This window comes from Bacillus sp. (in: firmicutes), assembly GCA_012842745.1.
Taxonomy (GTDB): domain Bacteria; phylum Bacillota; class Bacilli; order Bacillales; family Bacillaceae_J; genus Schinkia.
This window is the reverse complement of record DUSF01000022.1, coordinates 22,322-29,337: the sequence shown is the minus strand read 5'-3', so window position 1 is coordinate 29,337 and position 7,016 is coordinate 22,322. Positions and strand designations below refer to the sequence as shown.

7 protein-coding genes and 1 pseudogene are annotated in these 7,016 nt (G+C 36.2%); all 8 read left to right on the top strand.

Translation table 11 applies throughout. The features are described from left to right. Window positions 1-384: hypothetical protein (locus GX497_03000; GenBank protein HHY72188.1), on the top strand; the 384-nt coding region annotated here is incomplete at its 5' end. Between the two features lie 416 nt (window positions 385-800). Next, the gene (locus GX497_02995; protein ID HHY72187.1) at window positions 801-1,298 is read left to right on the top strand and encodes a DUF1456 family protein; all 498 of its coding nucleotides are present in this window, start codon (window positions 801-803) and stop codon (window positions 1,296-1,298) included. Between the two features lie 27 nt (window positions 1,299-1,325). Beyond that, entirely contained in the window at window positions 1,326-1,940 is a 615-nt protein-coding gene (locus GX497_02990) for a M48 family metallopeptidase (GenBank protein ID HHY72186.1), read from the top strand. A gap of 16 nt (window positions 1,941-1,956) precedes the next feature. Beyond that, window positions 1,957-2,394 (top strand): annotated as a pseudogene (locus GX497_02985) (DEAD/DEAH box helicase). 536 nt (window positions 2,395-2,930) lie between these two features. After that, the gene (locus GX497_02980; GenBank protein ID HHY72185.1) at window positions 2,931-4,058 is read left to right on the top strand and encodes an acyl-CoA/acyl-ACP dehydrogenase; all 1,128 of its coding nucleotides are present in this window, start codon (window positions 2,931-2,933) and stop codon (window positions 4,056-4,058) included. A gap of 21 nt (window positions 4,059-4,079) precedes the next feature. Next, entirely contained in the window at window positions 4,080-4,898 is an 819-nt protein-coding gene (locus tag GX497_02975; protein HHY72184.1) for a phosphate/phosphite/phosphonate ABC transporter substrate-binding protein, read from the top strand. A gap of 86 nt (window positions 4,899-4,984) precedes the next feature. Then, on the top strand, window positions 4,985-6,166 hold the full coding sequence (locus GX497_02970; GenBank protein HHY72183.1) for a cobalamin-independent methionine synthase II family protein: 1,182 nt from the start codon (window positions 4,985-4,987) through the stop codon (window positions 6,164-6,166). Further along, window positions 6,159-6,650 carry a hypothetical protein gene (locus GX497_02965; GenBank protein HHY72182.1) on the top strand — a complete coding sequence of 164 codons (492 nt, stop codon included), beginning with the start codon at window positions 6,159-6,161 and terminating at the stop codon, window positions 6,648-6,650. The genes GX497_02970 and GX497_02965 overlap by 8 nt, the downstream gene beginning before the upstream one ends. Window positions 6,651-7,016: the final 366 nt, after the last annotated feature.

Here is a 7,016-nt window from a genome sequence, read left to right as displayed (position 1 = left end):
TCTATTTATGCTGATGAAGATTCCCCATATGATAAAATACAAGCACATGAATATTTTCGACAAAAGCCAATAACATTCTCAAATGATGATATCTCATTTTTGGAATATGAGTTCTCAAGTAAAAATGGATATGCTCTTTATATTAATAAACACCCATATTTAGTATGGATGGGAAAGAACGAATTAGTTCAACGTGATGAGTCTGGGAAGCCAATCTGGAATAGTGATAGAACTGAGTTTCAATACAGATATACTGATTGCTTTATTATAGTTCAAAGATTTTATAACGGCTTTTATTGGGTTGTTTCTTCTTATGAGGCAAATGATTCTAGGCAAGATAAAAAACAGCAAGCTGTAGAAGATATGATAGATATGATAGGGTAAAAATCTGGAGCAAAAACAATTGAGCAAATAGCAAAAGAATTACATGAATATATGTGGCTTACTCCAACTGAAATCCAATCTCTACTTTCTTTGGCTGCACTACGTTATGTTTCTCGATATAATAACAAGATTTGCAAAGCACTTAATGGGCAAGAACTTGATAAACCACGAAGTGGTATAGCACAACAAGAATTCTCAAATCCATTGACTATGTTAATAAGGTATCCATAAAATATATTTGAAGGACATAAATTGGTATACAATCAGGCAGAAAGGTAAACACAACTACACCAATTTATTTGCCATTACCACTCAAGCCACGTTGAAAATGTCGCGAAGTTACAGTTAATAAATCATTAAGGATTTAAAAATTTTTCAATAATGATGAGGAAGAAGATAAAAAAGGAGACCAAATGATGGATAATAACGATATATTAATTCGGTTGAGATATGCGTTAGAAATAAAAAATAAAGAAATGGCAGAGATATTTAAACTTGGCGGAGTGGAGGTATCAGTACCAGATGTGATATTGATACTTACAAAGTTTGATGAGGATGAAGAAGAGAGTGGTAATCAAATAAAATGTAATAACAGTATGTTAGATTCATTTTTAAACGGCCTTATTATTTACAAAAGAGGGAAACAAGAGCCTAAACCAGGTCAGCCTGATACACCTGAACCGTCCTTAAAGAAGGGTGCAAATGTTAATAATCTCCTTTTAAAGAAAGTCAAAATAGCACTGGCATTAACAAGTGAGGATATGCTTGATATATTTGAACAAGCTGGAATAGCGGTAACAAAAGGGGAACTTGGTGCCTTATTAAGGAAGGAAGGTCATAAGAATTATAAAGAGTGCGGGGATAAATTCGCTAGAAAATTCTTAAAAGGACTTGCTGTCAAATATAGGGGATAATGGCATTAAAGATATACAGGTGATGACATGATACATACTTACTCTGGTACGACTATACGTTTTGAGATAAAGTACAAAAATAGAAAATCCGTAGGGATTTCAATAGATGGCTATGGGAATATTGAAGTTCATGCACCAAAGAAGACCTCTGATGAAAGAGTGCTTCAGGTATTAGAGGATAAATGGGATCTTATTCAGCAAAAGGTAAATGAAATGAAGGATAGACTGAATGGGCCACAGGAAAAGTCCTATAAGAATGATGAGAGCTTTCTATATTTAGGTAATACCTTTCCCATAATGGTCTTCCAAGATATAAATATTTCACAAGACCATGTTGTGTTTGAAGGTGGAAAGCTGCGTATATATGTGAAGCAGATTGACGATGAAAAAATTAAACTAGCATTAAAACGATTTTATTCCCAGCAGTGTAAGTCATTAGTGGAGAAGAGCATATCCGCTTTTCAAAGCAATTTCAAAACCAAACCAGGTTCAATCCGTATTACGGATAGTAAAACTACATGGGGGACATGTGATTCAAAACGCCATTTAACATTTAACTGGAGGCTTGTTGGGAAAATAATACCTGACTATAAGGAAAAAGAAAACTGGTTGGCTTTATCAAACTGGAAAATGACGGTATAGGAGTCGAGGCCTAGTTATTTCTAAAAAATGTTTTAAAGATTATAGGTTAAGTGATGAAATAATAAACGCACTGGATTGCTTAGAATACGATTCTCCAACTGAAGTTCAGAGTATGGTTTTACCTCTTGCGTTACGGAAAAACGATCTTGTTGTGAAATCACAAACCGGAAGTGGTAAAACTGTTGCATACGCAATCCAAAAAACGGAATTAAATCAAAAAATGCATGTAGTCGTAGGTACTCTGGGTCGTGTATTAGGTAACCATTGTTGAAATCCAGATAGCTGCATAATTTTTTGTAGAACAAAAGATCGAGTAGATATTGTGTGTGAGCAGTTAATGGATTTAGATTATGACTGTGATAAAATTCATGGTGGTATGGTACAAGAAGATTGGCTTAATGTGATGAATGATTTTAAAAGGGGCTATTTAATTGCGATGCCTACATTTCTTTAAATTAATAAGAAGGTGAAGGTAATATAAGAGAATCTCTTAAAAGCATCGAGAAATATACCTTTCAGATCCCCGTAAGACAGAGTCAAGCAAGCTTAAAACGGTATTACGGTTTCAAGTGAAAGAGAATGATGTTGAAGGTAAACACCACTACATCAATATGTCTGCCATCACCATTCAAGCCATTGCGAGTCTGTTGCAAAAATAGTATTCAAACCGAAATTGTAGTCCAAAAATAAAAATTTCTAATTTAAATTAACGCCTCATTTCAGCTTGAGTGATAAAATGAAATTTCCTTTAAGTGCTTTAATATAACTTCATAGAAAGAAGAAGCAGATTTCCAATAATGGATGATCTGCTTTTTTATATTTCAATGAATATCTATTAAATTACTAAATTTAGATTCACAATTCTTGAGTATTTCGGCCATGTATGCTATTTTCAAATAAAAATAACTTATAATGATTATATATAAAACTTATAAAACTTTAATGTTAAGTTATTTTAAATAAGAAATAGTTAAAGTAAGGAGAAAAGATATGAACAATATTTATCAAGAAGGCAAGGATTTTGCTAAGTCTTACATACTGCCTTACACTGAGCTAACGGATAAGGAGTCGAGATTTCCAGAAGAATCGTTCCAAAAACTGGGGGAAAATGGATTTTTAAAACTGCTTGTACCTGAAGAATTTGGTGGATGTGGCAAAGGACTTGTTGAGCATACTAAGGCGTGTTTGGCATTTGCTGAGACCTGCTCCACTACTGCACTTTGCTATATGATGCATAATGTTGCGTTAATGTGTATAAATACTTATGGAAGCGATGAGCTTAAGAAGAAGATTTATATAGATATCGTAGAAAATGGGAAATTTATGGCGTTAGCCTATAGCGAAATCGGGACAGGAACACATTTCTATAAACCGGAGGTAAATGTTGAGGTTAACGGAGAAAACTCAACCTTCAATGGTAGAAAAAGCATGGTAACATCCGCCACGCATGCGTCCTACTATCTTGTCCTTGCACCATCTGTTGAAGAAGGAAAGATCAATAACTGGGTATTTCCTTTGGATTCAAAAGGCTTAACATTTGAAATGTCAAACTGGAATGGTCTTGGTATGAGAGGCAATTCGTCATGTCCAATGAACATTGACAATGTTACATTAGACTCATCTTACCGCATTGGTCCAGAGGGTTCAGGCCAAGAGCAAGTATTCAACGTCGTAGCCCCATTCTTCATCTCAGGATTAGCTGCCGTCTACAGCGGTACTGCCATGCATATGTTTAATGTCATTAGCAACTATGCTACAGAAAGGAAATATCCAGATGGAAGTACACTTTCAAATATTGAAACGGTACAGATACATATTGGACAGATTTATAAAAATGCGGCTGCAGCAAGGGCGATGACCGTAGAAGCTGCGAATGCAGGTGCGAACGGAGAATCTGATGCGCTTGCGAAAATTTTGGCGGCGAGGGTCTTTGCTTCAGAAACAGCAATCGAATGCGGAAGAATTGCAATGAGGGTCGGAGGTGGAAAAGCCTATAATAAGGCCTTGCCTATTGAAAGACTTCTGAGAGATTCCTATGCTGGGCAAGTTATGGCTCCAAGCACCGACGTACTAACTGTTTGGCTTGGAAAAACATTAACAGGTCAAATGATTCCATAAATCTAGTAAGGAGTGAGTTCATTGAATAACGATAAAATAAAAGTAGGCGCAGTTATTTATGATCCGAAGGTAACCGTTATCTGGGGGATTATCGCTGATTTTTTCAAAAACGAAGGGCTTGAAATAGAATGTGTCTTCTATAAGGACTATGAAGGACAGGTTGACGGATTAATGAACAAGGAAATTGATATTGCCTGGAATTCCCCTTTAGCATGGTTGGACACTTATTTAAGAACAGATGGAAAATGCCAGATGGCTTCTATGAGAGATACAGATCGAGACAGAAAGACTTGCTTCATTGTCAGAAAAGATAGTGGAATAACAAGCCTTAATGATCTAAAAGGTAAGACGATTGGTTTTGGAGCGATAGACTCACCACAAGCAAGATTAATCCCAATCAACCATTTACGTAAAAATGGATTAGAGTATAGAGAGGACTATACTGAGGTATTGTTCAATGTTGGCGTTGGTCTTCATGGAGACCATGTAGGGGGAGAGTTGGATGCTATGAAAGCATTGATGGCAGGAACTGTAGATGCCTCTGTAACTCTTGATTTAAACTGGGAAGCATGGAAGAAGGATGGCACTGTTGACGAAAATCAATTGGTTTGTATTGATACAACCGATTTCTTTGACCATTGTATTTTCGTAGCTCATCCTGATTTTTCAACTGAAAGATTCATAGAATGGGATAAAGTTCTTAATAAAATGGACTACAACAATGAAGATCATAAGAAGATGATGGATATGGAAGGCTTGAAGAAGTGGGTAGAAGGCAGAATCACAGGATTTTCACAATTACGTGAAGCAAATGACTATCTAAAATTCTTTGATAAGTAAATTCAGCAGTAAATGAAAAGAGAGGTGTGGTTCTTTCCGCTGCTTCTCTTTTCACTATTTAATAAGAACATTGGGAGATGAGATATATGAGTGGAAACTTACCATTATTTCCAACTTCCTTGATGGGAAGTATGCCAAGATCAAAGGAAGTTCTAAAGGCTCTCAGAATGATCAGAAAGGGCACAATTGAACAGAACGACTTCAATAAGCTGATTGAGTTGGAAACAGAAAAAGTTGTAAAATTGCAAGAGAATTTGGGGATTGATGTCATCACAAGTGGAGAGATTGGACGGGATAATTATGTGTCCTTTGTTTCCGATAAAATTAGCGGAGTTGAAATGATGAGCATGAGTGAAATGCTCGATTATATTGATGATAAAAAAGCTTTTGAAAATATTTTGACCACACTTGATGTTCCGGCAGTCAGTATTAAAAATGCGATTTGTGTCGATAAGCTGGAATACAATAGCGATATTGTGGCAAATGAGCTTAAGACTGTAAAGAAGTTCACTGATAAACCCGTTAAAATAACAATGCCAGGTCCCTATCTCCTTACTAGATCGATGTGGCTTCCTAATCTTTCCGGAAAGGTTTATGGAAGCAAGGAAGAACTGGGAGAAGATGTTATTAAGATTATGAAGGAAGAAATAGATAATCTTATTGATATTGGAGTTGATGTCATTCAATTTGATGAACCGGTTCTGACCGAGGTTGTTTTCACAGAAGGAAAGACAAGGTCATTTATGTGTGCTGCCCTGTCTGAGAGAAAAGACCCTAAAGAAGAGCTTGAATTTGCCAGTTCCTTGATTCGGAAGATTATGGAGTATTTAGGTAGAAAAAGTACGGTTTCATCTCTTCATGTATGTAGAGGTAACTGGAGCAAGAACGAGAAGATATTATTGACAGGCCCATATACGCCTCTACTTGAACTATTTGCAGAGGTGAATCCAGATCTTTTAACCCTTGAATTCTCAACTCCAAGAGCAGGAGAGCTAAGTTCTTTATTGGCTGATACAAGAATCAGCGAGAATACAGCACTTGGTTTGGGAGTAATCAATCCACGTACAGAAGAAATCGAAACAGTGGACTCAATCGTGTCAAGAACCGAAGAGGCAACTAAATATCTTCCAAAAGAAAGAATATGGCTAAATCCAGACTGTGGTTTTGCAACCTTTGCAAATAGTCCGGTGAATATATATGAAAATATTTCGAGAAAAATACGCACATTAACAGAAGCGGCTTCCATGCTAAGGAGTAAATATGAATAAGCAGCCGAAAGATGGAGTAAGCGTGTTACATGAGTCTAGGTTTTTTGATATGACCTTTAGGGGCACTTCCAATGACCTCTCATCTGTTAAAATATTTACAAATAAAAATAGCTATGAGGTAGAAAAGCAAATCAGCTTTGACTCCGAATATGAACAAATAAGCAGTCTTGAATACTTTGCAGGATCAGTTTTAAGCAGCATTATATTGGCACTCTTGGAGCAGTCAAAAAAAAGGGATTCTATTATTGAAGAGATTGAAGGCGTATTAACCCTTTCATTAGAGAACCCCTTAGCCTTGCTCGGTGTAAGAGGCTATGATGAAGAACCGTTTATCAACAAAATGACCGTAACGGTTTATTTATATGCTGATCTTGAGGATGATGATTTTTCTGATTTTTGCAACAGTGCATTGAATCATTCACCTGTTTATAATACTTTAAAAAGGACCATGGATTTTGATGTAGTATTTAAAAAGCTAGTATGAGGTAAACATTACTACATTCAAAATGTCTGCCAACAACACTCAAGCCCTATAGAATGTTGCGCATTGCTATATCATAAGGTGTAAACCCAAAATAATGTCCTGACTCCATAACAAACCTATAGCATAATCAAAACAAAGTTCTGATACTCCTGTGGAAAACGTGTGGGTAAACGCAGGGAAAAAAGCAGAAGAAAATCGGGAAATTGAGTGATTTGTGCAGGACTCTATTTTAATTGGAATAAATTAGGTGGGGAAGGAATGCGGGGTGGAGGGGTGTTGGATGGCAGGACTTTATTTTTACTGAACATAAGGACTATATTGACGAAGGAACAGAAAAAAATGTAGGTTGAGTAACAGCGAAATTGT

What these genes read in the sequence shown, in the direction of transcription:
- GX497_02965 (HHY72182.1), top strand. Translation starts at nt 6,159, where the DNA reads ATGAATAAGCAGCCGAAAGATGGAGTAAGCGTGTTACATGAGTCTAGG.
- GX497_02990 (HHY72186.1), top strand. Translation starts at nt 1,326, where the DNA reads ATGATACATACTTACTCTGGTACGACTATACGTTTTGAGATAAAGTAC.
- GX497_02980 (HHY72185.1), top strand. Translation starts at nt 2,931, where the DNA reads ATGAACAATATTTATCAAGAAGGCAAGGATTTTGCTAAGTCTTACATA.
- GX497_02995 (HHY72187.1), top strand. Translation starts at nt 801, where the DNA reads ATGGATAATAACGATATATTAATTCGGTTGAGATATGCGTTAGAAATA.
- GX497_02970 (HHY72183.1), top strand. Translation starts at nt 4,985, where the DNA reads ATGAGTGGAAACTTACCATTATTTCCAACTTCCTTGATGGGAAGTATG.